Below are 26,247 nucleotides of genomic sequence, written 5' to 3'. Positions count from 1 at the left end.
TGGCCGCGCATTGCTCCGGATTTGCCGAGTCCCCGGTCCCGAGTCCCCAGTCCCGGCTAAAATGCGCCATGAACGATTTCGACACCCTGTCCCTCTCCCCGGCGCTGGCGCCGGGCATCGACGCGCTCGGCTACACCACGATGACCCCGGTGCAGGCGCAGAGCCTGCCGCCGATCCTGGCCGGCCAGGACGTCATCGTGCAGGCGCCCACCGGCAGCGGCAAGACCGCGGCGTTCGGCCTGGGCCTGCTGCACAAGCTGGACCCGGCGCTGACCCGCGCGCAGGCGCTGGTGCTCTGCCCGACCCGCGAACTGGCCGACCAGGTCGGCAAGCAGCTGCGCAAGCTGGCCACCGGCATTCCCAACATGAAGCTGGTGGTGCTGACCGGCGGCATGCCGCTGGGCCCGCAGCTGGCCTCGCTGGAGGCGCACGATCCGCAGGTGGTGGTCGGCACGCCCGGGCGCATCCAGGAGCTTGCGCGCAAGCGCGCGCTGCACCTGGGCGGGGTGCGCACGCTGGTGCTGGACGAAGGCGACCGCATGCTCGACATGGGCTTCGAGGAGCCGATCCGCGAGATCGCCAGCCGCTGCGACAAGCACCGCCAGAGCCTGCTGTTCTCGGCCACCTTCCCCGACGCGATCCGCACCCTGGCGCGCGAACTGCTGAAGGAGCCGGCGGAAATCACCATCGAAGGCGCCGACAGCGCCCCGGAGATCGAGCAGCAGTTCTTCGAAGTCGACCCCACCTACCGGCAGAAGGCGGTGGCCGGGCTGCTGCTGCGCTTCACCCCCGAGTCCAGCGTGGTGTTCTGCAACACCCGCAAGGAGGTCGACGAGGTGGCCGGCTCGCTGCAGCAGTTCGGCTTCTCGGCGCTGGCGCTGCACGGCGACATGGAACAGCGCGACCGCGACGAGGTGCTGGTGCGCTTCGTCAACCGCAGCTGCAACGTGCTGGTCGCCAGCGACGTGGCCGCGCGCGGGCTGGACGTGGAGGACCTGGCGGCGGTGCTCAACTATGAACTGCCGACCGATACCGAAACCTACCGCCACCGCATCGGCCGCACCGCGCGTGCCGGCAAGCGCGGCCTGGCACTGAGCCTGGTGGCGCCGCGCGAGCTGGCGCGCGCGCAGGCGCTGGAGGCCGAACAGGGCCAGCCGCTGCGCTGGTCGCGCGCACCGCTGGCCACCGCGCGCCCGGCGCAGCTGCCGCAGGCGGCGATGGTCACGCTGCGCATCGACGGCGGCAAGACCGACAAGCTGCGCGCCGGCGACATCCTCGGCGCGCTGACCGGCGATGCCGGCCTGTCGGGCGCGGCGATCGGCAAGATCGCGATCTACGCGACCCGCTCCTATGTCGCCATCGCCCGCGAGCATGCCGGCCGCGCGCTGGGACAACTGCAGGCGGGCAAGATCAAGGGCCGCCGGTTCCGGGTCAGCAAGCTGTGAGCTTGCTGGCGCAGATATTGGCGTCGCTGGACGAGGACGAAGACGGCACCGCCTGGAGCGATGCGGTGCCGGTGCGCTGGATGCGCGCGGACTGCAGTTTCGTCCTCGAAGACTATGCCGCCGATCCGGCGCAGGCCGACTTCGGTGCCGCCATCGAAGCGTTCCTGCACATCGACGATGCGGTGTTCGCCGCCGCCGCGACGCACGTGTTCGCGTATTACCAACGCATGCACGCCTTGCACGAAAAGCACGGCTTGCCCTCGCCGCGCATCGACGACCAGGCGCAAGTGTGGCAGCACGTCCAGTTCGGCAGCGAGGCCTATGCCAGCCGCTATCGCGACGGCCGCGTACGCATCAGCCTGGAGTGCAACTGCAATTGGGAACAGGAACACGGACTGCAACTGGTGTTCACGCACGACGGACGGATCTGCAAGGTCGGCCCGTTCGATGGGCACCTGAGCCACGCCGACGCCTACGCCGACCCCAGCCTGGAAACGGTGGTCTATCCGCACTGATGCGGCGTCGCGCGGGGGTCGCGATCGCGGCATCGGTCCCTGCGAGCACGCTGCCGCCGATGGCCGCTCGCTCGTCGACGATCGGCTCCAAAGCGCACCCGACGTCGGTGCCGGCCTCGACCCGCTCAGCGCAGCCGCACGATCCGCGACCACTGCCGCGGCGGATGCGCCCCGCCCCTGCCGCGCCGGCTGCGGCGCAGGTGGATGATCGGCAGCGCCAGCGCCGCGCCCAGCAGCAGTGCCAGCGCCAACCAGGCGCGCAGCTGCGCCGGCGGTTCGAACAGCACCGCGTACAACAGCAGGGTCAGCGCCAGCAGCACCGGTGTGGTCTTGCCGCTGGCGTAGACGCAGCGGCCCAGACGCGAAGCGGCGATCGCCGCCGTGCCGCCCGGCCAGATCGCCACGAGCAATGCCGAGACCAGCTTGGCCAGCGCGAATGCGGCCGCCAAGGCCAGCAACAGCGTTTGTCCGTTCATCGTGCCACCACCCGTCGCATGCCGATCGCATGCGGAAAACGGTAAGCCACGCAGTTCGCGGGCGAATGCGCGCGGTTGACACATTCAGCCGCGGATCGACATCGCCCGCCAACGAGCGCTCGCCCGGCTCGATTGCCGCTGCCGCGGTAGTCCGTCGCCCTCGCCGTGCGCGCAGGACCGCGCGCCGCACACGACGACGTCCATCCGCACCGACCGCCCCGCCCTAATACGTCAGCGTCGCCAACAGCGGCACCGCATCGCTCCAGCGCTCGCGCCCCTGCAGCGCCTGCAGCTCGACCAGCACCACCGCACCGACGATCTCCAGCTGCAGTTGCCGCGCCAGCGACAGCGCCGCGCGCAAGGTGCCGCCGGTGGCGAGCACGTCGTCGACGATCAGCACCCGCGCGCCGGCCGGCAGCGCGTCGGCGTGCATCTCGATGCGGTCGCTGCCGTATTCCAGCGTGTAGTCCTGGGTCACCGTCCTGCCCGGCAGCTTGCCCGGCTTGCGGATCGGCACGAAACCGGTGCGCAGTTCGTGCGCCAGCGCCGCGCCCAGGATGAAGCCGCGCGACTCGATGCCCAGCACCGCGTCCAGCGGCGTGGTGCGCCAGGGACGCGCCATCTCGTCCAGCGCCGAGGCGAAATCCGGGCCGTCGGCCAGCAGCGGGGTGATGTCCTTGAACACGATGCCCGGCTTCGGGAAATCGGCGATATCGCGGATGCGTCCGGACCAGTGGGCCGGTGCGTCGCTGGGCGCGCCGCAGCAGGAGGAATCGTTCATCGGGACATCGCAACGTGGGGAAGCGCTCATTTTAGGCGCAATGCGGCGCCGTGCAGCGCCGCCGCATTGCCCGTCTACGACCTACCCGGCCTGCGTCTCCGCCGCCCGGCCATGCAGCAGGCGCCGCACCAGCACGAAGAACAGCGGCACCAGCAGCACCGCCAGCAGCGTGCCCGAGAGCATGCCGCCGATCACGCTGACGCCGATCTCGCGGCGGCTGGCCGCGCCGGCGCCGGTGGACAGCGCCAGCGGCAGCACGCCGGCGACGAACGCCAGCGAGGTCATCACGATCGGCCGCAAGCGCAGCCGCGCGCCTTCCAGCGCCGCCTCCAGCAACGGCCGCCCGGCGCGCTGCTCGGCCTCGGCGAACTCGACGATCAGGATCGCGTTCTTCGCCGACAGGCCGATCGTGGTCAGCAGGCCGACCTGGAAATAGATGTCGTTGACGAAGCCGGCCAGGGTGGTCGCGGTGACCGTGCCGAGCACGCCCAGCGGGATCACCAGCAGCACCGCCACCGGAATCGACCAGCTCTCGTACAGCGCCGCCAGGCACAGGAAAATGAAGACGATCGAGGCGGTATACAGCCACAGCGTCTGGTTGCTCGACAGCTGCTCCTGGTAGGACAGGCCGCTCCACTGCAGGTCGAAGCCCTTCTGCTTGGCGACCAGCGCCTGCATCCGCTGCATCGCCTCGCCGGAACTGCTGTCGGCCGCGGCCCCGCCCTGGATCTGCGACGCCGGCAGGCCGTTGAACCGCTGCTGCAGCTGCGGCCCGCGGGTCCAATGGGTGCTGGCGAAGCTGGCGAACGGCGCCATCTGCCCGTCCTTGCCGCGCACGTACCACTGGCCGATGTCTTCCGGCAGCGAACGGTACGGCGCATCGCCCTGCACGTAGACGCGCTTGACCCGGCCGCGGTCGATGAAGTCGTTGACGTAGCTGCCGCCCCACGCGGTGGACAGCGTGGTGTTGATGTCGCTCTGCGCCAGCCCCAGCGCACTGGCCTGGGCCTGGTCGATGTCCACCTGCAGCTGCGCCTTGTCGCCCAGCCCGTTGAGCCGCACCGCGGTCAGCCGCGGATCGTCGCCGGCCTCCTGCAGCACCTGCTGCTGCGCCTTCAGCAGCGCCGGGCGGCCGGCGCCGTCGCTGTCGCGGATCCACAGCTCGAAGCCGCTGGACTGGCCCAGGCCGCGCACCGCCGGCGGCGACAGCACGCTGATCTTGGCGTCGGCGGTGCCGCGGAAATACGCATTGGCGCGGTCGATGATCGCCTGCGCGGTGTTGTCGCGGTTGCGTTCGCCCCACGGCCGCAGCGCGACGAAGGCCTGGCCGGCGTTCTGCCCGGTGCCGGCGTTGTTGCGGCCGATCACCATGAACACCGCGGTGATGTTGTTCTTCTCGTGGGCCATGAAGTAATCGTTGATGCGCCGGCCCAGCGCCTCGGTCTTGGCCAGCGGCGTGCCCTCGGGCGTGGTGAACTGGATCTGCACCTGGCCCTGGTCCTCCACCGGCAGGAAGCCGGTCGGCATGCGCGCGTACAGCGCCGCCATCGCCAGCACGATCACCGCGTACAGCGCCATCCAGCGCCGCGGCTGCCGCAGCATCGTGCCGAGCCGGCGCTGGTAGGCGTGCTGGCTGCGCTCCACGCCGCGGTTGAACCAGCGGAAGAAGCGTCCGAGCTGGCGCTCCTTTTCCACCGGCTTGAGCAGCGTCGCGCACAGCGCCGGGGTCAGGGTCAGCGCGACCAGCGCCGACAGCGCCATCGCCGAGGCGATGGTGATCGAGAACTGGCGGTAGATGATGCCGGTGGAGCCGCCGAAGAACGCCATCGGCAGGAACACCGCACCCAGCACCACGGTGATGCCGATCAGCGCGCCGGTGATCTCGCCCATCGATTGCTCGGTCGCCTCGCGCGGCGGCAGATGCTGCTCGTGCATGATCCGCTCGACGTTCTCCACCACCACGATCGCATCGTCCACCAGCAGGCCGATCGCCAGCACCATCGCGAACAGGGTCAGCGTGTTGATGGTGAAGCCGGCCGCGGCGAGGATGCCGAACGTGCCCAGCAGCACCACCGGCACGGTGATCGCCGGGATCAGCGTGGCGCGGCCGTTCTGCAGGAACAGGAACATCACCACCACCACCAGCACGATCGCCTCGATCAGGGTGTGCACCACGCCCTCGATCGAGATCCGCACGAACGGCGTGCTGTCGCGCGGGTAGGCGACCTCCATGCCCGGCGGGAAGGTCGGCTTGAGCCGTTCGATGGTGGCGCGCACCGCGTCGGAGGTGGCCACCGCGTTGGCGCCGGAGGACAGCGTCACCGAGAAGCCGGACGCCGGATGGCCGTTGAGCGTGGCGCTGTTCTGGTAGTTCTCCGCGCCGATCTCCACCCGGGCCACGTCGCCCAGGCGCACGCTGGAGCCGTCGGCCTGGGTGGCCAGGATGATGGCGCGGAACTGCTCCGCGGTCTGCAGCCGCGACTGCGCGGTCACCGTGGCGTTGAGCTCCTGGTCGGCGCCGGTGGGCAGCGCGCCGAGTTCGCCAGCGGTGACCTGCGTGTTCTGCGCCTCGATCGCGCTGCGCAGGTCGCCGGGCATCAGGTTGTAGGCGTTGAGCTTGTGCGGGTCCATCCACACGCGCATCGCGTACTGCGCGCCGAACACGTTGATCTCGCCGACGCCGTTGATGCGGCTGATCGGGTCCTGCAGGGTGCTGATCAGGTAGTCGGAGATGTCGACGTTGTCCAGCCGGTCGGTGCTGTCGTACAGCGCCACCGCCATCAGGCTGTCGCCCTGCGACTTGGAGACGGTCACGCCCTGCTGCTGCACTTCCTGCGGCAGGCGGTTGAGCGCCTGGTTGACCGCGTTCTGCACCTGCACCTGGGCGATGTCGGGATTGGCGGCCTGGTCGAAGGTGATGCTGATCCGCGCCTGCCCGGACGAGGAACTGGTCGAGGAGAAATACAGCAGGTGGTCGATGCCCTTGATCTGCTGCTCGATCACCTGGGTGACGCTGTCCTCCACCGTCTGCGCCGAGGCGCCGTTGTAGGTGGCGGTGACGTTGACCCCGGGCGGGGCGATGTCCGGATACTGCTCCACCGGCAGGGTGAACACGGCGATGGCGCCGGCGGCCATGATGCAGATCGCCAGCACCCAGGCGAAGATCGGGCGGGCGATGAAGAAGCGCGCGAGCATGCCGGATCAGCCCTGGCCGGCGGCAGCGGCGGCCGGCTTGACCGTGACCTTGGCGCCGTCGCTCAGGCCCTGCCGGCCCTCCACCACCACCCGCTCGCCGGGCTTGAGCCCGTCGCCGACCAGCCAGCGGTCGCCGACCGCGCGCAGCGTGGTGAACTGGCGCTGGCGCACGATGTTGTCGGTGCCCACCACCCAGGCCTGCGCGTCGCCGCGCGGCGTACGGTCCACCGCCGCCTGCGGCACCAGCAGCGCCTGCTGGCGGATGCCCTGGCCGACGATCGCGCGCACGTACATGCCCGGCAGCAGCTGCGCGTCGGGGTTGGGGAAGCGCGCGCGCAGGGTCACGCTGCCGGTGGTTTCCTCCACGTCGATGTCGGCGAACTGCAGCGTGCCCGGCAGCGGATAGTCGCTGCCGTCGGACAGCTTCAGCCGCACTTCGGCGGTCGCCGGCTGCACCCCGCCGTCGGCGATCGCGCGACGCAGCGCCAGGAACTGGCTGCCGGACTGGGTGATGTCCACGTTCATCGGGTCCAGTTGCTGGATCTTGGCGATCGCATCGGCCTGGCTGGCGGTGACCAGCGCGCCCGGGGTCACCCGCGCGCGGCCGATGCGGCCGCTGATCGGCGCCTCCACGGTAGCGAAGCGCAACTGCGTGCGCGCGGTGTCCAGCGCGGCGCGGTTGGCGTCGCGGCTGGCCAGCGCCTCCTTGTAGGTGGCCTGGGCGTCGTCCACGTCCTGCTGTGCGGCCAGCCGGGTCTTGCCCAGTTCGCGGTAGCGCTCGGCGCGCAGCTTGGCGGTGGCCAGCGTGGCCTCGGCGGTAGCCAGGTTGGCCTGCGCCTCGTTGGCCGCGGCCTGGTACAGGACCGGCTCGATCTGGAACAGCGGCTGCCCGGCGCGCACCATCGCGCCCTCCTCGAACAGCCGCTTGCGCAGGATGCCGCCGACCTGCGGGCGCACTTCGGATTCTTCGGAGGCGGCGGTGCGCCCGGCCAGTTCGGCGCTGAGCGGCACGCTTTGCGGCTGCAAGGTCACCACCCCCACGGTCCTGGCCTGCGCCGGCGGCGCGGTGCGCTCGCCCTTGCAGCCGGCGAGCGTGACGAGGGCGACGGACAGCAGCAACGACAGCGTGCGGCGGGAACGCTGGACGAAAGGCGCAGGCATGCGCTTGATCCTGGAAGCTGGGGGGAGGATCATTTAATTTACTTAAAGACAAATAAATAAGCATGAAGGATCGCACAATCGTCCGCGCCACGCCGCCTCGCGCTACCGCGGCGACGGCGGAAGCGCGGGCGATTGCGCCACCCGGGCGCCAGCGCGGGCGCCCGGCGCTGGCGCGGCCGCGGTTGCTGCACGCCGCGCGCGAGCTGCTGCTGGAGCACGGCCTGGAGGTCTCGCTGGAGCAGATCGCGCTGCATGCCGGGCTCACCCGGCAGAGCCTGTACAACCATTTTTCCAGCAAGGCCGACCTGCTGATGCAGGTGTTCGAGGCATTGAACGAGGAACTGCAGGCGCAACTGGAGAACATCGGCGATGCGGCCTCGCAGGACCTGCCGCGCGCGCTGCAGCAGATCGCGCTGACCGTGCAGGCGCACCTGTACGCACCGTCCTCGCTGCGCCTGCACCGGCTGCTGGTGCAGGCCAGCGCGCAGATGCCGGAGCTGCTGCAGTCGATGCACCAGCGCCGCACCGGTCGCCTGCGCCAGCGCCTGAGCGACCTGCTGCAGATGCTGGATGCGCGCGGCGACGTGCGCGTGGCCTCGCCCACGCTGGCCGCCAGCGCCTTCATCGGCGCGGCGATCGGCTACGCCTATCCCGGCGCGATGCTCAACGGACAGGCCCCGGATCGCGACAGCCAGCAGGCGCTGGCCGCAGAGGTGGTGACCAGCTTCCTCTCCGCCTGGCGCTATCGCGCGCCTTCGTCGCGCTGACGCCCGCCCGGGCCTGACGACACGACTGCGAAATCGCGGCGATGCCGAGCCTTCTGCAGGAGGGGCTTCAGCTCCGACACCTTGCCGGCGAAGCGTCTGAGCCGAAGCCCCTGCTGCAGTGCTTCGTGTTTCGTCAGGAACTGCACGACAGCATCGAACAACCGGCGCGGTCGCGCGCCCAGTCCGGGCGCCGCGCCGCGAACGCCTCGCGTCCCGGCTGCTCGTCGTAGGGCCGGCGCATCACCTCCAGCAATTCGGCGACGCCCTCGGCATCGCCCTGCTCGGCACGGTCGATCGCCTGCTGCGCCAGGTAGTTGCGCAACACGTAGCGCGGGTTGGCCGCGCACATCTTCGCCGCGCGCGCGGGCGCCGGCAGCGGATCGTCGCGCAGCCGCTGCGCATAGCGCGCCAGCCAGGCCTCGAATGCAGGCGCCTGCGCGGCCAGCTTGGCCGGGTCGTAGAACGCCACGGCCAGGTCCGCCAGCGTCGGCAGTTGCGCCGCGCTCAGCCCGCGGAACCACAGGGTCATGTCCACCTCGCCCTGCTGCAGCAGTTGCAGCAGGTCCTGCATCAGCGCCAGGTCGGTCTCGCCGCAGGCAGACAGGCCGAGCTTGGCGGCGGTGTTGTCGCGTTCGGCCTGCGCGTATGTGTCGCGAAAACGCGCCAGCCCGGCCTGCAGCGGCGCGACGTCGGCGAACAGCGGCGCCAGCGCCTGCGCCAGCCGCGTCAGGTTCCAGTACGCGATCTGCGGCTGGGTGCCGAAACGGTAGCGGCGGCCCTGGGCATCGGTGGTGTTCGGCGTCCAGTCCGGATCGTAGTCGTCGATCCAGCCGTACGGGCCGTAGTCGATGGTCAAGCCCAGGATCGACATGTTGTCGGTGTTCATCACTCCATGCACGAAACCGACCCGCATCCAGTGCGCGACCATCGTCGCGGTGCGCGTGCAGACCTCGCCGAACCAGTCGGCATGGCGCGTGGCGCCGCGTGCGCGCAGCTCGGGGAAATCGCGATCGATCACGAAATCGGCCAGTTGCCGCAGCAAGGCCGTCTCGCCGCGCGCGGCCGGCAGTTCGAAACTGCCGAAGCGCACGAACGACGGCGCCACCCGGCACACCACCGCGCCCGGCTCGGCGCGCGGATGGCCGTCGTAGAACATGTCGCGCACCACGCGCTCGCCGCTGGCGACCAGGCTCAGCGCGCGCGTGGTCGGCACGCCGAGGTGATGCATCGCCTCGCTGCACAGGAATTCGCGGATCGACGAGCGCAGCACCGCGCGGCCATCGGCGCCGCGCGAATACGGCGTGCGCCCGGCGCCCTTGAGTTGCAGCTCCCAGCGCTGCCCGTCCGCCCCCAGCGCCTCGCCCAGCGCGATCGCGCGGCCATCGCCGAGCTGACCGGCCCAATGCCCGAACTGGTGGCCGCCGTAGTTCGTCGCATACGGCCGCATGCCCGGGTAAAGCGCATTGCCGGCGAAGACCTCGGCGAACTGCGGCGCCAGCACCTCCTGCTCCGACAAGCCGAGCATGGCCGCCACTTCGCGCGAATGGGCCAGCAACTGCGGCGTGACCACCGGGGTCGGCGCGACCTCCGACCACAGCGCACCCACCACCTCGCGCAAACGCGGTCCGTGCTCGGGATCGCCAGGCAGCTCGGCGGTAAAACGGTTGTCGAAGCGCAATACAGGCATGCGCGCCAGCTTACAGCCCTCTCCATCGGGAGAGGAGCTGGGGTCAAGGCGCGGCGCGAAGCGCCTCGCTGCGTTTGGATTCACGAGGCTGCGCCCGTACCCTCATCCGCCCCTGCGGAGCACCTTCCCCCAAAAAGGGGGCCATGGTCCCGACGGGAGAAGGGAACAGCCGCTAGCCCCCCTCTCCCATCGGGAGAGGGGTTGGGGTGAGGGTACGGCGCGAAGCGTCTCGCGGTGTTTGGGTGCACAAGCCCCTACCCTCTCCTCATCCGCCCTGCCAGGCACCTTCCCGAAAAGGGAATCACGCTCCGGCGAGAGAAGGAAATGGCGGACTCGGCCGGGCCAGCGCATCCGCAGCGACATCTTGCGCGTACTTGCCGGCAGTGCCGCCGACGCCATGCACTCGCTGCCGACACAGGCATGCGGCATGCTCCCGCTCCTTTCCTGCAGGTACCGTCCATGTCCGAACGTTCGCCGTTGCCGCCACGCTGGCCGCGCCACCTGCTGGTCGCCCTGTCCTCGTTGCTGGTCTCCGCCTGCAGCAGCGTGTTCTTCGGCGGCCTCAACGCCGGCTCCGCGCGCAACGGGCTGAGCGAGCAGCGCGGGATCGTGTTCGATGCGTCGGATGGCCTGAAGCTGGACGTCTATCGCCCGGTCGCGGCGCAGAACGCACCGGTGGTGGTGTTCTTCCACGGCGGCACCTGGAAGACCGGCAACCGCCAACAGTACCGCTGGGCCGGCGAGGCGCTGGCACGGCATGGCGTGGTCGCGATCGTGCCGGACTACCGCAAATACCCGCAGGTGACCCTGGACGGCTTCATGCACGACGCCGCCACCGCGGTCGCCTGGAGCCAACGGCATGCCGCCGAGCACGGCGGCGACCCGCGCCGGCTGGTGCTGATGGGCCACTCCGCCGGCGCGCACATGGCCGCGCTGCTGGCCACCGACGGCCGCTGGCTGCAGGCGCAAGGCCTGTCGCCGCGGCAACTGTGCGGCCTGGTCGGCCTAGCCGGCCCCTACGACTTCCTGCCGCTGACCGACACCGACCTGATCGGCATGTTCGGCCGCGACCCGGCGCAGCAGCGGCGCTCGCAGCCGGTGGCCTTCGTCGATGGCGACGAACCGCCGGCGTTGCTGCTGCACGGCGCCGACGACCGCGTGGTCGAACCGCGCGACAGCCGCTCGCTGCAGGCGGCCCTGCACCGCGCCGGCGTGCCCGCCGAGCTGAAGATCTATCCGGGCGTCGGCCATCTGCGCCTGGCGCTGGCGCTGCGCAAGGACGATCCGGCGCTGCCGGTCATGGCCGACAGCATCGCCTTCGTGCGCCAGTGCCAGCCGCGCACGCCGCAACCGTGAAGCAACGTAGCGCAGCGTATCGAACGCCCTCGCCACGGGCCGCGCTCTGCCTTGGGACGAAGGACGCGCCCTAGCCGGCCTTGCCGCTGCCGAGCAGTTCGAACGGCCCGCCCTGCTGCAGCGCGCGCTGGTAGGCCGGACGCTGCTCGATGCGCCGCACGAAGCCGGCCAGGTTCGGATAGGCCTGCAGGCCGGCGCGCGCGGCCGCGGCCTGGACCGGGAAGCTCATCTGCACGTCGGCGGCGGTGAAGCGGTCGCCGGCGAACCAGCCGGTGGCCGCCAGTTCGCGCTCCATCCAGTCCAGATGCAGCTTCAGTTGCGGGCCGACGAAGCTGTGCATCGTCTTGTCGACGATGGCGCGGGCGATCGGCCGCGCGAAGAACGGCATCTTCGCCGAACGGATGCGCCCGAACACCAGGCTCATCAGCAACGGCGGCATCGCCGAACCCTCGGCGTAATGCATCCAGTAGCGGTAGCGCAGGCGCTCGGGCGCCTCCAGCGGCTGCGGCGACGGCGACAGCGCGCGCTCGGTGTCGTAGCGCTCCACCAGGTAATCGAGGATCGCGCCGGACTCGGCCAGCACATGGCCGTCGTCGACCAGCACCGGCGACTTGCCCAGCGGATGGATCGCGCGCAGCTCCGGCGGCGCCAGCATGGTCTGCTTGTCGCGCTGATATTTGACCACCTGGTAGGGCAGCGCCAGTTCCTCCAGCAGCCACAGCACGCGCTGGGAACGGGACTGGTTGAGGTGGTGGACGGTGATCATGGCAACGGTTCCGAAGGCGCGAGGGCGGCCATGGTAGCCGGGCCCGCATGGGGATCGCGACTACAGGCACCGTGCAAGGTCTCTGCACCCCGACGCGGCTGCAGAGGCACGTGTGGGCCAACGCGGGCGGGGCTCCAAGCGGGGCCGCAGCTACGCACACGCACAAATAAAAACGCCGAGAGCTTGCGCTCCCGGCGTTTTGGCAACCTTGCGGTAGCTGGCGTCTAAATTAGACGGCCTGCACCTGGTCGGCCTGCATGCCCTTCTGGCCCTGGACGGCGACGAACGTCACCTTCTGGCCTTCCTGCAGCGACTTGAAGCCGGTGCCCTGGATCGCGCGGAAATGCACGAACAGGTCCGGGCCGCTTTCCGGGGTGATGAAGCCGAAGCCCTTGGCATCGTTGAACCACTTCACGGTACCACCCTGACGCTCGCTCATTTACTAACTCCTGAAACATTGGATTGAAGAAATCGCAGCCACCGGGTATCGGGGCCGAGACTGAGTTGCAGGCGTTGGTAAAGCGGAACGATGAAGCGGATCGCGAGATCAACTGCACCAGGCCACGATTCACGGTGACCCTAGCAAACACAGTGGGACCTACCATACGCGGGTCGTCCGCAAAAAGCGACATGTTTGTGTAGACAAACCGAGATCGCCCACAAAGATGCTGAACCCAGGCCTAAAGTTTGCGGCAGCGCGGTCGATACCCCTGCCGTTCTACGCAAATTGCGCAGCCGCCCTCCCCTCGCCGGACGTTCCACTGGATGAACTGCCGGCGCACGCAATCGTCGTCTACTATGACACTGAAAGCCCCTCTCCCGTCGGGAGAGGGGTTGGGGTGAGGGTAAGGCGCGAAGCGCCTCGCGGAGTCTGGGTGCACGAGGCTGCGCCCGTACCCTCATCCGCCCCTGCGGGGCACCTTCCCCCGAAAAGGGGGCCATGGTCCCGGTGGGAGAAGGAACAGCCGCCAGGCACATAACCTCTCTCCCGCCAGCAGAGGGGTTGGGATGAGGGTGCGGCGCGACACGTCTCGCGGAGTTCGGTCGCGTCATCACGCCGACGGCCAAACCAAGGTCTGCGCACTGGCGAAACTGCGCGCCTGCCCGCTGAGCGGATCGTCGAACGCCAGCCCGCATGCCAACAGCTGCAGCACATCGGGGGTGCCGCCCTCTTCCTCCGCGCGCAACTGCGGATACAGCGCATCGCCCAGGATCGGCGCGCCCAGCGCGGCCATGTGCACGCGCAACTGGTGCTTGCGGCCGGTCACCGGCGCCAGCGCGTAGCGCCACAGCGGTCCGTCGGGCGCGTCCAGCACGGCGATCCGGGTCAGGCTGTTGGCCTCGCCGTCGACCTCGGCCATGCGGAAGAACGGCTCGCCGCGCACCAGCCGGCTCGCGCGCAGCAGCGGAAACGCCTGTCCCGGCAAGGCCGGGGCCAGCGCCTGGTAGGCCTTGGCGATGCGCCGCTCGCGGAACAGCGCCTGGTAGGCGGCGCGGCTGCCCGGATCGGCCGAGAACAGCACCAGCCCCGCGGTGGCGCGGTCCAGGCGGTGCAGCGGCACCAGCGCCGGATTGCCCAGCCGCGCCACCAGCCGCGCCAGCAAGGTCTCGCGCACGTAGCGCCCGGACGGAGTCACCGGCAGCCCGTGCGGCTTGTCGGCCACCACCAGATGCGCGTCGGCATGGACGATCCGCTCCACCCCGGCGATCGGCGCCTCGTCGGCGACCTCGCGGAAATAGCGCACTTCCAGCCCGACCCGGTACGGCAGCGACGCCGGCAACGGCCGGCCATGCCGGTCCTGCACCCGCCCGCGCGCGAAGCGGTCCAGCCAGTGCCCGCGCGGCACCTGCGGAAACCGCGCGCACAGTCCGTCCAGCAAGGTCGGCCACGCGCCGGGCGGCAATTGCAGGCGACTGGGTACGGTCATGCCGACTCCCCGGCGTGGCCCAGGCTGTCGGCCGGCAGGGTGGCAGCCGCCAGCAACTGCCAGCCGTCATCGAGGTGCCCTGCCGGCGCGGTGTGCGTCAACCCGGCCTCGATCAGCGCCCGCATCACACCGGGACGGTGCAGGTTGACCCAGCGTCCCGCCGCCGTGCGTACGATGCCGGCCTCCAGCCCGGCGTCGCCGGCCATGCACCCCTGCGCAGGATCGGAGCGGAAGCACAGCCGCAGATGCCGGCCCGCGCCGTGGGCGGCGAATACCACGGCCGCGGCCGTAGCGTCGCGCAGCGGGCGCACGCCGCAGATGAAGGTAGCGCCTTCGATCTGCAGGCGTCGGGAACGGGGGCGTGACATGGACCGAGCAACCAGGACGGCGGGCTGGAAGCGTGCCACCAATCGCGTCGATCCAGAAGCACCGTCTCGGACAGCCTCGAGCAAACCACTATCATGGTCCTCTTTGCTTCCGGTGCCCCCATGGCCCTCACCGCCACCCTCCGCAAGGCCGACCTGCAGATTTCCGACATGGACCGCGGCTACTACGCGGCGCATGCGCTGACCCTGGCCCAGCACCCGTCCGAAACCGACCAGCGGCTGATGGCGCGGCTGCTGACCTTCGCCCTGTTCGCCGAGGAGCGCCTGCTGTTCGGCAAAGGCCTGAGCAGCGACGACGAGCCGGACCTGTGGCGGATGGACTACACCGGCGCGATCGAGCAGTGGATCGAGGTCGGCCAGCCCGACGAATCGCGCATCCGCAAGGCCTGCGGCCGCGCCCGCGAAGTGGTGGTGGCCAACTACGGCGGCCGCGTCGCCGACATCTGGTGGGAGAAGAACGCCTCCGGCCTGCTCAAGCTCAAGCCGCTGCAGGTGATCGACCTGCCCGGCGACGCGGTCGCGGCGGCCGCCGAGCTGATCCAGCGCAGCATGCGTTTCGACGTGGTGATCCAGGACGGCGAAGTGCAGTTGCTCGGCGACGACGGCAGCGTCACCTTCACCCCGACGGTGCGCAAAGCCGCGGCATGAGCGCGCGCGCCGAGCCGATCCGGGTCGACGTCGCGGTCATCGGCGCCGGCGCCGCCGGGCTGATGTGTGCGCTGACCGCCGGCCGCCGCGGGCGCCGCGTGCGGGTGATCGAGCATGCCAACAAGGTCGGCAAGAAGATCCTGATGTCCGGCGGCGGGCGCTGCAACTTCACCAATACCGGCACCAGCCCGGGCAATTTCCTGTCCGCCAACCCGCACTTCTGCAAGTCGGCGCTGGCGCGCTACCGCCCGGCCGATTTCATCGAGATGGTCGAACGCCACGGCGTCGCCTATCACGAGAAGGAACTGGGCCAGCTGTTCTGCGACATCTCCTCCAAGCAGATCGTGCGCATGCTGGAGGACGAATGCGACGCGGCTGGCGTCACCATCCGCACCCAGTGCGGCGTGCGCGGCGTGGAACGCGACAGCGAGGGGTTCCGCATCGACAGCGACGACGGCCCGGTGCACGCCGCCTCGCTGGTCGTGGCCAGCGGCGGGCTGTCCATTCCCAGCCTGGGCGCCACCGGCTTCGGCTACGACCTGGCCCGCCAGTTCGGCCACGCCGTGCTGCCGACCCGCGCCGGACTGGTGCCGCTGACCCTCAGCGGCAAGCACCAGGAGCGCCTGCAGGACCTGTCGGGGCTGGCGCTGCCGGTAGAAGCCAGCTGCAATGGCGCCAGCTTCCGCAACTTCATGCTGATCACCCATCGCGGCATCAGCGGCCCGGCGATCCTGCAGATCTCCTCGTACTGGCAGCCGGGCGACGACCTGCGCCTGGACCTGCTGCCCGGGCAGGACGCGGCCGCGTGGCTGCGCGAGCAGAAGCGCCTGCGCGGCGCCGCCGAGCTGCGCACGGTGCTGGGCGAGGCCCTGCCGCGCCGCTTCGCACAGCGCCTGTGCGAAGTCTGGCTGCCGGACAAGCCGGTCCGCCAGCTCGACGAACCGCAGCTGCGCGCCGCCGCCGCCCTGCTCGGCGCCTGGCCGCTGGTGGCCAGCGGCACCGAGGGCTACCGCACCGCCGAGGTCACCCTGGGCGGGGTGGACACCGATCAGGTGTCGTCGGCGACCATGGAATCGCGCCAGGTGCGCGGCCTGTACTTCGTCGGCGAGGTGCTGGACGTGACCGGCTGGCTGGGCGGCTACAACTTCCAGTGGGCCTGGGCCTCGGGCCACGCGGCCGGCATGGTGGCCTGAAGGCCGGGATTGGGGATTGGGGATTGGGGATTCGTAACAGCGGTTCCCGGTGCCTGAACGTTCGTGGGTTGCCCAAAGCTGGGCGTAAACATCGAAGCGCGCCGTTGCGAATCCCCAATCCCGAATCCCCAATCCCGGCCACACATGGACGCCGCTGCGGGCATCGTGTATTAAACCCCGTCTCCGGGAGGCTTCATGCAAACAGGCAAAGACACCACCCTGCGCCTGATGATCGTCGACGACAGCGGTGAAGACGCCGAAGCGATCGTCAGCAGCCTGCGCAACAGCGGCATCGCGGTGCGACCGTCGCGGCCGCAGCACGCCGAGGAACTGGGCGCCATGCTCGCCGCGCAGCCGATCGACCTGGTGCTGAGCGCGCGCTCGCAGGCCATCCCGCTGCCGCAGGTGCTGCAGCGCGTGGGCGCCAGCGGCAAGGACATCCCGGTGATCCTGCTCGCCGACAGCATCGACGAGAACGAATGGGTCGAGGCGGTGGCCGGCGGCGCGCGCGCGATCGCCCTGCGCCAGCGTCCCGAGCACCTGCTGTCGGTGCTGCGCAACACCTGGGCCGACCTGCACGCGCGCCGCGGCCTGCGCCGGATCGAGGCGCAAATGCGCGAGACCGAGCGCCGCTGCGATGCGCTGATCGCCTCCTCGCGCGACCCGATCGCCTACATCCACGAAGGCATGCACATCCGCGCCAACGACGCCTACCTGGAGATGTTCGGCTTCGCCTCGTTCGACGACGTGGAAGGCGTCTCGCTGCTGGACATGGTCGCGCCGCAGCACGTGGAGGAATTCAAGCAACTGCTGAAGTCGCTGGGCAAGGGCGAACCGCCGCCGGCGCAGTACCAGGTGGACGCGCGCACCATGGAGGGCGAGAGCTTCCCCGCGACGATGGAGTTCGCCACCGCCAGCTACGAGGGCGAGGCCTGCGTGCAGGTGGTGTTCCGCCGCCGCGAGGAATTCGATCCGGAACTGGCGCGCGAGGTCGAGGACCTGCGCCAGCGCGACCAGGTCACCGGCCTGCTCAACCGTCCCACCTTCATGCTGGCGCTGGAGAACGCGGTGGCCCAGGTCGGCCGCGGCGACGGCCACTACGGCTTCCTGCTGGTCGAACCCGATCACTACACGCGGCTGCTGGCCGACATCGGCCTGGACTCGGCCGACGCACTTGTCGCGGCGCTGGCCCAGCACCTGGCCGCGGCGATCGACGGCGACGTGCAGGCGGCGCGCTTCGGCGAACACAACTTCGCGCTGCTGCTGCAGGGCGACTACGGCCGCACCTCGGCGCAGGCCGAGCGCCTGCTCAACGCCTACGCCGCGCACGTGTTCAGCGTCGGCGAGCGCTCGGCCACGGTCACCGTCAGCATCGGCGGCGTGCAGATCGGCGAGAAGATCGCCACCGTCGGCCAGGTCCTGGCCCGCGCCAGCGAGAACGTACAGGCCACCATCGAGCTGGGCGGCAACGCCTGCAAGATCTTCGACCCCGGCGCGGCCGACCGGGTCGAGGAAGAGCGCATCCAGCGCTGGGTGCAGCAACTGCGCGACGCGCTGGCCGGCGACGGCTTCCTGCTGCACTACCAGCCGGTGCTGAACCTGCAGGGCGAGCCGCACGAACTGTACGAGGCCTACCTGCGCCTGGAGCGCAACGACGAGATCATCGGCCCGACCACGTTCCTCGGCATCGCCACCGAACATGGGCTGATGGCCGAGATCGACCGCTGGGTGGTGGCGCGCGCGATCGCGGTGATCGGCGAGCGCCAGCGCGCCGGCCATGCCACCAGCCTGCTGGTCAAGATCAGCCCGGACGCCTTTGCCGACCTGCAGATGGTGGAGCTGATCCGCCGCGAACTGGCCGCGCACGGCGTGCCCGGCGAGCGCCTGTGGCTGCAGACGCCGGAAGCCAAGGTGTTCACCCACCTGCGCAATGCGCAGCAGTTCCTGGCGGCGGCCACCGGGCTGGGCTGCAAGGTCGGGCTGGAGCAGTTCGGCTCGGGCCTGGACTCGTTCCAGCTGCTGGCGCATTTCCAGCCTTCGTTCCTGAAACTGGATCGCGGCTTCACCCAGGACCTGGCGCAGACCCGCGAGCACCAGGAAAAGATCCGCGAGATCACCGAGCGCGCGCAGTCGGCCGGGATCCGCAGCATCGCCGAGTTCGTCACCGACGCCACGTCGATGAGCCTGCTGTTCAGCGCCGGCGTCGACTACGTGCAAGGCGAATTCGTCGGCCTGGCGGGACCGGGGATGACCTTCGATTTTGCTTGAGGGCCGGGATTCGGGATTCGGGATTCGGGATTTGCAGCGGCAGTGGCCAGACCGTTCCGCACGATCCTGCAAAAAGCAACGCCAGGCGGGGTGACCTGCCTGGCGTTGCCTGAGCCGACTGCTGGTCGCAGGCGGCGATTCGGGTTCGGCGCGGCGCGATCCCGGAGGAGCGCCAGCCCGCGGCGATCAGCTCACCGTCGCATTGCTGTGCGAGGCGCGCAACGTGGCGATGCGCTCGGACAGCGGCGGGTGGCTCATGAACAGCTTGCGCAGGCCCTGGCCCAGGCCACCGGCGATGCCGAACGCCTGCACCTGCGACGGCAGCGTGCTCTGCCCATGGTTGAGTTCCAGCCGCTGCAGCGCCGCGATCATCTTGTGGCGCCCGGCCAGGCCGGCGCCGCCGGCGTCGGCGCGGAACTCGCGGTAGCGCGAGAACCACATCGCGATCATCGTCGCGAACAGGCCGAACACCATCTCCAGCACCATCACGATGGCGTAGTAGGCCAGCCCGCGGCGGCCGCCGTCGCGGTTGCCGGACAGATAACCGTCGACGATCCCGCCGACCACCCGCGCCAGCACGATCACGAAGGTGTTCAGCACGCCCTGCAGCAGCGCCATCGTCACCATGTCGCCATTGGCGACATGGCTGATCTCATGCGCGAGCACGGCTTCCGCTTCGTCTTCGGTCATGTTCTGCAGCAGGCCGGTGGACACCGCGACCAGCGCATTGTTGCGGTTGGCGCCGGTGGCGAAGGCGTTGATCTCCGGGCCGTCGTAGACCGCGACCTCGGGCATGCCGATGCCGGCGGCCTGCGCCTGCCGCCGCACCGTCTCCAGCAGCCAGCGTTCGGTGTGGTTGCGCGGCTCGGTGATCACCTGCGCGCCGGTGGCGCGCTTGGCCATGAACTTGGACAGCAGCAGCGACACCAGCGAGCCGCCGAAGCCGAACAGCGCGGCCATCACCAGCAGGCCGCCCATCTGGTTGGGATTGATCCCGAACACGGACATGACAATGCCGGCCAGCACCAGCACCGCCAGATTGGTGATGAGGAACAAGGCGATTCGATTGAACATGTTGGCGTGGACTCCGCACCAGGAAAAATGAAGGACTGGCTCGAATCTGCGGCGCGTACAGCTTGAATTCAAGCGCATACCTGACCGACGATTCAGCTTGCCCATGTCCTCGCCTCCCTACCGCGGCCGTTTCGCGCCCTCGCCCACCGGCCCGCTGCACCTGGGCTCGCTGCTCGCCGCCTTCGGCAGCTGGCTGCTGGCGCGCCATGCCGGCGGCGAGTGGCTGCTGCGCATCGAGGACGTGGACCGGCCGCGCAGCGTGCCCGGCGCGGCCGAACGCCAACTCGCCAGCCTGCGCGCCTGCGGGCTGGAAGCCGATGGGCCGATCCTGCGCCAGAGCGAGCGCGCTGCGCTCTACCAGGCCGCCGCGCAGCGCCTGCTGCAGCGCGGCCAGGCGTTCGCCTGCAGCTGCAGCCGCAGCGAACTGGCCGCGCAAGGCGGCGTGCACCACCGTTGCGTGGCCGCGCAGGCGCGGCCGCAGCCGGCGCTGCGCCTGCGCGTGGCCGCGGGCAGCACGGTCGGGTTTCGCGACGCGGTACGCGGCGATGTCGAACAGGACGTCCATGCCGAGGTCGGCGATTTCGTGCTGCTGCGCGCCGACGGCTGCTGGGCCTATCAGTTGGCGGTGGTGGTCGACGATGCCGCGCAAGGCATCAGCGACGTGGTCCGCGGCGCCGATCTGCTCGACTCGACGCCGCGGCAGATCCTGCTGCAGCGCGCACTGGGCCTGCCGACGCCGAACTACCTGCACCTGCCGCTGCTGCTCGGTGACGACGGCCGCAAGCTGTCCAAGTCGCATGCGGCGCTGCCGCTGGACGACGCCGATCCGCTGCCCGCGCTGCGCCTGGCCTGGACCCTGCTGGGGCAGGCCCCTGCAGCGCTGGCCGGGGCCGGCTCGGTGGCCGCATTGCTGGCCGCGGCGCTGCGCGCGTTCGAGCCGGCGCGGCTGCCGGCGCAGGATCGGAGGCTGGCGGACGCGGCCGGTATCCCCAGCGACGCCAAGGCTGACTAGAATCGGGGTTTCGGCTGCGGCGCGGCCCTCTCCTCTTCCCCCATCCGGAGCGAATCCATGACATCACGCGTTGCGCTGGTCACCGGCGGTACCGGCGGCATCGGCACCGCCATCTGCGAGCGGCTGGCCGCACAGGGCCACCGCGTGGCCAGCAACTACCGCGACGCGGCCAAGGCGCAGGCCTGGCAGCAGCGCATGCGCGAACGCGGCCACGACGTCGCCATCGTCGCCGGCGACGTCGCCTCGCCCGACCACGCCCAGGCGCTGGTGCAGGAAGTGGAGCGGCAGCTCGGTCCGATCGAGGTGCTGATCAACAACGCCGGCATCACCCGCGACACCACCTTCCACAAGATGACCGCCGAGCAGTGGCACGAGGTCATCAACACCAACCTCAACTCGGTGTTCAACGTCACCCGCCCGGTGATCGAAGGCATGCGCAAGCAGCGCTGGGGCCGGGTCATCCAGATCAGTTCGATCAACGGCCTGAAGGGCCAGTACGGCCAGGCCAACTACGCCGCGGCCAAGGCCGGCATGCACGGCTTCACCATTTCCCTGGCGCGCGAGAACGCCGGCTACGGCATCACCGTCAACACGGTGTCGCCGGGCTACGTGGCCACCGACATGGTGATGTCGGTGCCGGAAGAGGTGCGCGCCAAGATCATCGCCGACATCCCCACCGGGCGCCTGGGCAGGCCGGAGGAGATCGCCTACGCGGTCGCGTTCCTGGTCGCCGAAGAAGCGGCCTGGATCACCGGCTCGAACCTGGACATCAACGGCGGCCACCACATGGGCTGGTAGCGACAGGCGACTGAACCGCTCAGGCGCGCAGGCGGCACCGCCGAGGTAACGCTACCGAAAATGCTGCATCTCGCGTTGCGCGCTTCTCACCCGTGCTGCGCGCGTGCTGCGCAGCATTTTTTTTGCCGTCGGGCCCCAGTTCAGGGGCTTTTGGCGGTTGCAAGCCCTGCTGCGCTGCGCCATGCTGCGCGCCTACCGTCAAGAGCGAACGCTTCATGGCTGAGATCCGCATCATCAAGAAGTATCCCAATCGCCGCCTCTACGACACCGAGATTTCCAGTTACATCACGATCGAAGACGTCCGCCAGCTGATCATCGACGGCGAAGAATTCGAGGTCCGCGACGCCAAGACCGGCGAAGACCTCAGTCGCGCGGTATTGCTGCAGATCATTGCCGACCAGGAACAGGACGGCGAACCGATGCTGTCCACCCAGTTGCTCAGCCAGATCATCCGGTTCTACGGCGATTCGCTGCAGGGCTTCATGGGCAACTACCTGGAGCGCAGCATGCAGGTGTTCCTGGACCAGCAGCAGCAGTTCCGCCAGCAGATGGGCAACCTGCTCGGCCAGACCCCGTGGACCATGATGAACCAGCTGACCGAGCGCAACATGGAGCTGTGGCAGGAGTTCCAGCGCAACCTGGGCACCGGCTTCGGTCGCCCTGCCGCGGGCGGCACCAAGCCGAGCGAGCCGCCGGCCGCCGGGGCCGCACCGAAGTCGCGGGCGCGCTGAGCGCGCTGCGGCGCCTTCAGGCGCCTGCCCCCTTGTAGGAGCGGCTTCAGCCGCGACCGGCAAAGCCCCGGTCGCGGCTGAAGCCGCTCCTACACATGTCACTCACACGACCGCGCTGCGGGCTCAGCGCGAACGCGGCGCTGGCGACGTCCGGCAACCGGCACAGATCCGCTCGACCTTGTAGCCGCGCGCGCGCAACGCTTCGACCACGCCATCGGGGCCGAGCAGATGCAAGGCGCCGACCACCACCAGCGTGTCGCCCTGGCCGTCGCGCAGGCGCTGCTCCAGCCGCGGCACCCAGGCCTGGTTGCGATCGACGTTGATGCGCTGGTACAGCCGCGGGTAGTCGCGCTTCATCTCCATGCCCATGTCCTGCCACAGCAGGCGCTCGTCGCCGCGGCGCCAGGCATCGTGCAGGCGCTGGGTCTGCGCCGCGCCCTGCTCGGCGTCGTCCAGCGCTTCGATCAACATCTGCTTCTGCTCCACCGGCTCCATGCCGTCGAGCATCGCGATCTGCGCTTGCGCGGTTTCCAGGCCCTCGACCGCCTTGCCGGCCTGCACCGCCATGTCCATGAAATGCCGGTCCAGGCCGGCATCGGCCTGCAGCCCCTGCGCCTTCATTTCGGCGATGCTGATGCTCAGGCCGACGAACCAGGGCTCGAATCCGCCCATCTGCTCCAGCGGCAGGCCGTGGCCGGCGGCATAGCGGCGCAGGCGTTGCCAGGTGGCCGTGTCCAGATCGTCCTGCAGGCGCTTGCCGTCCTGCCGCTGCGCCGCCTGCAGCATCTGCGCGCCCAACTGCGGCGACTCCACGTCCTGCGGCGACAGCTCGAACAGCAGCCGCGGCGACGCGGCGTAGGCCGCATCCACCTCGTGCGCCAGCGGATAGTCGTCCGGCTTGAGCAGGTGGAACGAACCCAGCAGGTATAGCGCACCGCGCGGCCCGCTGACTTTCCACAGCAGCGGCGTCGGCGGCGCAGGCGTCGCGCTGGGTGTTGCCGGCGGAGGCGGCGTGCGCGCCGGCACCGGCGCGGCGGCGAACAGGGTCAGACACAACAGCAGGCTGCGCAGCAGGCGCGGGATCGGCATCGTCGGGGCTCTCGGTTCAGTGTGCGGCGGCATAGGCCTGCTCGCCGGCCTCCACCGCCAGGTCCAGCCGGTTCTCCGGCGGCGGCAGCGGACAGGTCGCGAACGGGGTGAACGCGCACGGCGGGTTGTAGGCGCGATTGAAATCCAGCACCACGCTGCCGTCGGCGTTCGGCGCCGGCACGTCCAGGAAGCGCCCGGCCGGATAGCTGCCGCGGCCGCTGGTGCGGTCGGCGAACACCACGAACAGTGGGCGCCCGGGTTCGCCGATCGCTTCCAGGCGGAAGCGCTTGCCGTCGCGCTCGAACTCCAGCGCGCCGGCGTTCGGCGATTCGGTGGTGACGCCGATGATGTCGACGATCGGCAGGGTCTTGCCCGGCGCGTTGGGCACGAAGCGGCCGCGGATGCGCCAGGATTCGGCCATCGGCCAATAGTGCAGCCCGGCGAAGCCGATCCGGGTCGGCGCATCGGCGTGCTTGACCCGCAACGCATAGCGGCCGCCGCGCTCGATCAGGCTCAGCTTGCCCTTGCCGCCGTCGAACTCGATCACGCTGGGCGTGGCATCGTGGTCGCTGTACAGGCGGGTGCGCCGCAGCAACGGCTTGCCGTCCAGGCTCAGCGCCGCGGCGGGTTCGGGGGTCAGGAACACCTGGGCGCCCACCCGCGACACCAGCGCCATCCGTGCCGGCCCGACCGCCAGGCGGATACCGCTGCCGGGGCCGCTGCCGATGTAATGCTCCTTCAGTTCCAGCCAGTGCAGGCCGACCAGGCTGGTCCAGCCATCGGCGGCCTGCAGCTCCTGCTTGCGCTGCTCGCGCCAGCGCTGCTCATCGGCCAGGAATGCCTTGTCGGCGACCGCCGGCGCGGCCGGCACCGGTGCCTGCTTGCCGCATGCGCCAACCGCGAGCAGCGCTGCCAGCAGCGCCGCCGCCCTTCCCCGCTTGCCCATCAGCGCCCCCGTAAGAACCAACGATCGATCTCGCCCAGCGTGAAACGGGCCCAGGTCGGACGCCCATGATTGCATTGCCCGGAGCGCTCGGTAGCTTCCATGTCGCGCAGCAGCGCGTTCATTTCCGGCACGGTGAGGCGCCGGTTGGCGCGTACCGCGCCGTGGCAGGCCATCGTCGACAGCAGTTCGTCGCGCGCGCCGGCCACGCGGCGGCTGTGGCCGTGCTCGCGCAGATCGGTCAGCACGTCGCGCAGCAGGGCTTCGGGTTCGGCCTGCGCCAGCAACGCCGGGATGCTGCGCACATGCAGCGACTGCGGGCCGCTGCGGGTGATCTCGAAGCCGAGCGCGGCCAGCGTTTCCGCCTCGCGCTCGGCGGTGTCGGCATCGCGCTCGCCCACCGCCAGGGTGATCGGCACCAGCAGCGGCTGCGCATGCAGGCCGATGCCGTCGTGCGCGTTCTTCAGCCGCTCGTAGCCGATGCGCTCGTGCGCGGCATGCATGTCCACCACGATCAGGCCTTCGGCGTTCTCGGCCAGGATGTAGATGCCGTGCAGCTGCGCGATGGCATAGCCGAGCGGCGGCACGCCGCTGTCGGGCGAGGTCGGCGGCAGGCCGCCGGCCGCATCCTGGGCCTGCAGCGGCATGCCTGCTGCGGCATCGGCCGCGCCTGCAGGCGCGGTGTACAGCGCGGCGTAGGCGGCCGGCGCCTCGTTGACGCGCAGGCCGAGCGGCGACTGCGCCGGGCGCCATTGCGCGCCGTAGCCCTGGCCGCCGGAGCCACCGCCGCTCGCGTTGCCGGACGACATCGGCAACGCGCCAGCGGCATACGCCAGCGGCGCCGCCTGCGCGGCATCGCCCGCGGTCGGCGTGCTGCCGGCGCGGGTCTGCGCCAGCGCGTCCTGCAGCGTGCGATAGACGAAGTCGTGGATCAGCCGCGCATCGCGGAAGCGCACCTCGTGCTTGGCCGGATGCACGTTGACGTCGACCCGCGACGGCTCCAGTTCCAGGAACAGCACATAGGCCGGCTGCCGGCCATGGAACAGCACGTCGCCATAGGCCATCTTCACCGCATGCGCGACGCTGCGGTCGCGCACCGAGCGGCCGTTGACGTACAGGTACTGCTGGTCGGCGCTGGCGCGCGAATAATGCGGCTGCGCGATCCAGCCGTGCAGGCGCAGCCCGGCGCCGCTGTGGTCCACGCGCAGCGCCTGCCGCGCGAAGTCCTCGCCCAGGGTCTCGCCCAGCCGCGCGTCCGAATACAGGTCGCCAGGCTTGTAGCGCCGCGACGGCTTGCCGTTGTGCGACACGCGCAGTTCCACATCCGGACGCGCCAGCGCCAGCGAGCGCAGCCATTCCTCGATATGGCCGAGTTCGGTGCGCTCGGCGCGCAGGAACTTGCGCCGCGCCGGCACGTTGTAGAACAGCTCGCGCACCTCGACCGTGGTGCCCGGCGCCTGCGCGCGCGGCTGCACCTGCCCGACCTTGCCGCCATCGACCTGCAGCGCGGCGCCATGCTCGTCGCCGGGGCGGCGCGAGGCCAGGGTGAAGCGGCTGACCGAGGCGATCGACGGCAGCGCTTCGCCGCGGAACCCGAGCGTACCGACCGACTCCAGGTCGTCGAGCGAGGCGATCTTGCTGGTCGCGTGCCGCGACACCGCCAGCGGCAGTTCCTCGGGGGGGATGCCGCCGCCATCGTCGCGGATCCGGATCAGGCGCACGCCGCCTTCTTCCAGGTCGATGTCGACGCGGCGCGCGCCGGCATCCAGCGCGTTCTCGACCAGTTCCTTGACCACCGAGGCCGGACGCTCCACCACTTCGCCTGCGGCGATCTGGTTGATCAGGATCTCGGGCAATTGGCGAATGCTCATGCCGACTCCCGCCCACACTGCGGCGCGCAAGCGCCATGCGGGCGCAGCGCGATCGCGCCGGATTCGGAAACGGGAGAGCAGAAACGGTTACAGGACATCGGCACGGCTCACGGCGCGGACGCCGCCATCGGGATCAGCCGGCGATGATAGCCGAGCG

23 protein-coding genes are annotated in these 26,247 nt (G+C 70.1%); 10 read left to right on the top strand and 13 right to left on the bottom strand.

The genetic code is table 11. The features are described 5' to 3' along the window. Nucleotides 1-68 precede the first annotated feature (68 nt). Both dbpA and AB8810_RS09920 read left to right on the top strand, forming a co-directional pair. Nucleotides 69-1,445 (top strand): ATP-dependent RNA helicase DbpA, encoded by a 1,377-nt coding sequence (gene dbpA, locus AB8810_RS09925; RefSeq protein ID WP_179565282.1) that lies wholly within the window; start codon nucleotides 69-71, stop codon nucleotides 1,443-1,445. Between the two features lie 2 nt (nucleotides 1,446-1,447). Beyond that, nucleotides 1,448-1,960 (top strand): hypothetical protein, encoded by a 513-nt coding sequence (locus AB8810_RS09920; protein WP_241094040.1) that lies wholly within the window; start codon nucleotides 1,448-1,450, stop codon nucleotides 1,958-1,960. A gap of 125 nt (nucleotides 1,961-2,085) precedes the next feature. On the opposite strand, the gene AB8810_RS09915 is transcribed toward AB8810_RS09920, so the two are convergent. From AB8810_RS09915 to AB8810_RS09900, 4 genes are all read right to left on the bottom strand, one after another. Further along, a complete protein-coding gene (locus tag AB8810_RS09915; RefSeq protein ID WP_179565286.1) occupies nucleotides 2,086-2,436 on the bottom strand; it encodes a hypothetical protein in 351 nt (116 codons plus the stop codon). Nucleotides 2,437-2,659: 223 nt separating this feature from the next. Beyond that, nucleotides 2,660-3,217 (bottom strand): adenine phosphoribosyltransferase, encoded by a 558-nt coding sequence (locus tag AB8810_RS09910; protein ID WP_179565288.1) that lies wholly within the window; start codon nucleotides 3,215-3,217, stop codon nucleotides 2,660-2,662. An 81-nt stretch (nucleotides 3,218-3,298) separates the two neighbouring features. After that, a complete protein-coding gene (locus AB8810_RS09905) occupies nucleotides 3,299-6,412 on the bottom strand; it encodes an efflux RND transporter permease subunit (protein ID WP_369916390.1) in 3,114 nt (1,037 codons plus the stop codon). Nucleotides 6,413-6,418: 6 nt separating this feature from the next. Then, complete coding sequence (locus tag AB8810_RS09900; RefSeq protein WP_206228806.1) at nucleotides 6,419-7,573, bottom strand: efflux RND transporter periplasmic adaptor subunit; 1,155 nt, start codon at nucleotides 7,571-7,573, stop codon at nucleotides 6,419-6,421. 62 nt (nucleotides 7,574-7,635) lie between these two features. On the opposite strand from AB8810_RS09900, the gene AB8810_RS09895 reads away from it, so the two are divergent. Continuing rightward, nucleotides 7,636-8,340 carry a TetR/AcrR family transcriptional regulator gene (locus AB8810_RS09895; RefSeq protein ID WP_369916389.1) on the top strand — a complete coding sequence of 235 codons (705 nt, stop codon included), beginning with the start codon at nucleotides 7,636-7,638 and terminating at the stop codon, nucleotides 8,338-8,340. Nucleotides 8,341-8,473: 133 nt separating this feature from the next. Here the strand turns inward: AB8810_RS09895 and AB8810_RS09890 are convergent, their stop codons facing one another. Beyond that, nucleotides 8,474-10,027, bottom strand: coding sequence for a YdiU family protein (locus tag AB8810_RS09890; RefSeq protein ID WP_369916388.1), 1,554 nt, complete (start codon nucleotides 10,025-10,027; stop codon nucleotides 8,474-8,476). A gap of 459 nt (nucleotides 10,028-10,486) precedes the next feature. On the opposite strand from AB8810_RS09890, the gene AB8810_RS09885 reads away from it, so the two are divergent. Continuing rightward, nucleotides 10,487-11,383 carry an alpha/beta hydrolase gene (locus tag AB8810_RS09885; protein WP_369916387.1) on the top strand — a complete coding sequence of 299 codons (897 nt, stop codon included), beginning with the start codon at nucleotides 10,487-10,489 and terminating at the stop codon, nucleotides 11,381-11,383. Between the two features lie 70 nt (nucleotides 11,384-11,453). Here the strand turns inward: AB8810_RS09885 and AB8810_RS09880 are convergent, their stop codons facing one another. From AB8810_RS09880 to AB8810_RS09865, 4 genes are all read right to left on the bottom strand, one after another. Further along, complete coding sequence (locus tag AB8810_RS09880; protein WP_369916386.1) at nucleotides 11,454-12,149, bottom strand: glutathione S-transferase family protein; 696 nt, start codon at nucleotides 12,147-12,149, stop codon at nucleotides 11,454-11,456. Between the two features lie 229 nt (nucleotides 12,150-12,378). Continuing rightward, nucleotides 12,379-12,588 (bottom strand): cold-shock protein, encoded by a 210-nt coding sequence (locus tag AB8810_RS09875; protein WP_033483465.1) that lies wholly within the window; start codon nucleotides 12,586-12,588, stop codon nucleotides 12,379-12,381. A 613-nt stretch (nucleotides 12,589-13,201) separates the two neighbouring features. After that, on the bottom strand, nucleotides 13,202-14,077 hold the full coding sequence (locus AB8810_RS09870) for a pseudouridine synthase (protein WP_369916385.1): 876 nt from the start codon (nucleotides 14,075-14,077) through the stop codon (nucleotides 13,202-13,204). Then, a complete protein-coding gene (locus tag AB8810_RS09865) occupies nucleotides 14,074-14,445 on the bottom strand; it encodes a hypothetical protein (RefSeq protein WP_369916384.1) in 372 nt (123 codons plus the stop codon). Before AB8810_RS09865 ends, AB8810_RS09870 begins: the two co-directional genes overlap by 4 nt. 120 nt (nucleotides 14,446-14,565) lie before the next feature. Between AB8810_RS09865 and AB8810_RS09860 the strand changes: the two genes are divergently transcribed. From AB8810_RS09860 to AB8810_RS09850, 3 genes are all read left to right on the top strand, one after another. Then, on the top strand, nucleotides 14,566-15,111 hold the full coding sequence (locus tag AB8810_RS09860) for a YaeQ family protein (RefSeq protein WP_191824002.1): 546 nt from the start codon (nucleotides 14,566-14,568) through the stop codon (nucleotides 15,109-15,111). Continuing rightward, on the top strand, nucleotides 15,108-16,304 hold the full coding sequence (locus tag AB8810_RS09855) for an NAD(P)/FAD-dependent oxidoreductase (protein ID WP_369916383.1): 1,197 nt from the start codon (nucleotides 15,108-15,110) through the stop codon (nucleotides 16,302-16,304). The genes AB8810_RS09860 and AB8810_RS09855 overlap by 4 nt, the downstream gene beginning before the upstream one ends. Nucleotides 16,305-16,499: 195 nt before the next feature. After that, nucleotides 16,500-18,572, top strand: a complete 2,073-nt coding sequence (locus AB8810_RS09850; protein WP_179565307.1) for an EAL domain-containing protein — start codon at nucleotides 16,500-16,502, stop codon at nucleotides 18,570-18,572. 186 nt (nucleotides 18,573-18,758) lie between these two features. Here the strand turns inward: AB8810_RS09850 and htpX are convergent, their stop codons facing one another. Further along, a complete protein-coding gene (htpX, locus tag AB8810_RS09845) occupies nucleotides 18,759-19,646 on the bottom strand; it encodes a protease HtpX (RefSeq protein ID WP_206258314.1) in 888 nt (295 codons plus the stop codon). 103 nt (nucleotides 19,647-19,749) lie between these two features. On the opposite strand from htpX, the gene gluQRS reads away from it, so the two are divergent. The 3 genes from gluQRS to phaR all read left to right on the top strand — a co-directional run bounded on the left by gluQRS (nucleotide 19,750) and on the right by phaR (nucleotide 22,187). Next, nucleotides 19,750-20,658, top strand: coding sequence for a tRNA glutamyl-Q(34) synthetase GluQRS (gene gluQRS, locus AB8810_RS09840; protein WP_369916382.1), 909 nt, complete (start codon nucleotides 19,750-19,752; stop codon nucleotides 20,656-20,658). 57 nt (nucleotides 20,659-20,715) lie between these two features. Beyond that, nucleotides 20,716-21,456, top strand: a complete 741-nt coding sequence (locus AB8810_RS09835; protein WP_179565313.1) for a beta-ketoacyl-ACP reductase — start codon at nucleotides 20,716-20,718, stop codon at nucleotides 21,454-21,456. A 215-nt stretch (nucleotides 21,457-21,671) separates the two neighbouring features. After that, nucleotides 21,672-22,187, top strand: coding sequence for a polyhydroxyalkanoate synthesis repressor PhaR (gene phaR, locus AB8810_RS09830; protein ID WP_009597630.1), 516 nt, complete (start codon nucleotides 21,672-21,674; stop codon nucleotides 22,185-22,187). A 123-nt stretch (nucleotides 22,188-22,310) separates the two neighbouring features. Here the strand turns inward: phaR and AB8810_RS09825 are convergent, their stop codons facing one another. From AB8810_RS09825 to mutL, 3 genes are read right to left on the bottom strand one after another with little or no spacing between them, the layout of a single operon-like run. Next, nucleotides 22,311-23,276, bottom strand: a complete 966-nt coding sequence (locus AB8810_RS09825) for a TraB/GumN family protein (RefSeq protein WP_369916381.1) — start codon at nucleotides 23,274-23,276, stop codon at nucleotides 22,311-22,313. A 16-nt stretch (nucleotides 23,277-23,292) separates the two neighbouring features. After that, complete coding sequence (locus tag AB8810_RS09820) at nucleotides 23,293-24,222, bottom strand: DUF1684 domain-containing protein (RefSeq protein ID WP_191823997.1); 930 nt, start codon at nucleotides 24,220-24,222, stop codon at nucleotides 23,293-23,295. Beyond that, nucleotides 24,222-26,090, bottom strand: a complete 1,869-nt coding sequence (gene mutL, locus AB8810_RS09815) for a DNA mismatch repair endonuclease MutL (RefSeq protein ID WP_369916380.1) — start codon at nucleotides 26,088-26,090, stop codon at nucleotides 24,222-24,224. The genes AB8810_RS09820 and mutL overlap by 1 nt, the downstream gene beginning before the upstream one ends. Nucleotides 26,091-26,247: the final 157 nt, after the last annotated feature.

It is taken from the genome of Xanthomonas sp. NCPPB 3005, assembly GCF_041228095.2.
Lineage (GTDB): Bacteria > Pseudomonadota > Gammaproteobacteria > Xanthomonadales > Xanthomonadaceae > Xanthomonas_A > Xanthomonas_A bonasiae.
This window is presented reverse-complemented; position numbering and strand designations above follow the sequence as displayed.